The following is a 1,003-nucleotide window of genomic DNA, read 5'->3' as shown; positions in this document are numbered from 1 at the left end:
CGCACGATCTGCTGCAGCTTCTGCCCCTCCTGGTCGGTCAACCTGCGCACATGGACAAGCTCAGCCACTACACCCCCAGCAGTCGGAGCGGACGTGGCCGTGCATCCAACCGCCCGGACGACCGCCCCGGCGAACCTTCCCGGTCAGAGCACTAGCGCACGACTCCGGTCGCGCGCACGTCGGCGAGGGCCCGGCGGGCCAGTGGGCCGAAGTCCTCGCCGGTGGTGGCGTCGATCCACTGGTCGTAGGCGATCTCCCAGACGAGCGTGCCCAGTTGCGCGGTCACGCGCGCGGTCAAGATTGGGACCCCCCGGCGTTCGAGGGCCTCGATCATCGCGGCGGTGAGGTCGATCCGCTTCAGGGCTTCGCGCTCGCGCAGCTCCGTGTTGGCGTTCAGCACGGCCTGGCGCCGGCGGCTGAACTCGCGGCGGTCGGCGGCGAAGAACGTCCGGCCGAGCGCATCAAGGGCGTCCGCCACCGCGTCGAGCGGCCCCGCCGCCGACGGCGCCGAGGCGATCCCTTCGGTGAGCAGGCCGGTAATCGTGCCCGCGCCGAAGAGCACCTCGCGCTTGTCCGGGAAGTACCGGAAGAACGTGCTCTTGGTGAGCCCCGCGCGCTCCGCGATCTCGATCACGGTCGTGTTCTCGTAGCCGTGCTCCTCGAAGAGGTCGAGGGCGGCGGCGGCGAGTCGTCCTGGTGCGTCGGGTTGCCAGCGAGCCATGGGAGCAGTCTACGGGACTTCGTCCCATCACTGGTGTACGCTCGATGAGACCAAGTCCCATCACTGGCCAGGAGAGGTCACCGATGAGTAAAGCTGTCCGTTACCGGCGATTCGGCGGTCCCGAAGTGCTCGAACTGCAGGAGATACCCGAGCCGCACGCCGCACCGGACGAGGTCCGCGTCCGGGTCACGGCCGCCGGGCTGAACCCGATGGACTGGCAGATCACCACACAGCCCGACATGGCGGCGCGGTTCGGCATCACCTTGCCGGCCGGGTTCGGCA

Annotated in this window: 1 protein-coding gene and 1 pseudogene; one reads left to right on the top strand and one right to left on the bottom strand. The window is 69.3% G+C overall.

Translation table 11 applies throughout. The features are described from left to right. Nucleotides 1-151: 151 nt before the first annotated feature. Nucleotides 152-721 (bottom strand): helix-turn-helix domain-containing protein, encoded by a 570-nt coding sequence (locus AB0G56_RS42210; RefSeq protein ID WP_360981689.1) that lies wholly within the window; start codon nt 719-721, stop codon nt 152-154. 83 nt (nt 722-804) lie between these two features. Between AB0G56_RS42210 and AB0G56_RS42205 the strand changes: the two are divergent. Then, nucleotides 805-1,003: pseudogene (locus AB0G56_RS42205) on the top strand (NADP-dependent oxidoreductase); the annotation flags it as partial.

The organism is Streptomyces sp. NPDC021356 (assembly GCF_040641015.1).
Classification (GTDB): domain Bacteria; phylum Actinomycetota; class Actinomycetes; order Streptomycetales; family Streptomycetaceae; genus Streptomyces.
This window is presented reverse-complemented; position numbering and strand designations above follow the sequence as displayed.

What these genes read in the sequence shown, in the direction of transcription:
- AB0G56_RS42210 (WP_360981689.1), bottom strand. Translation starts at nt 721, where the DNA reads ATGGCTCGCTGGCAACCCGACGCACCAGGACGACTCGCCGCCGCCGCC.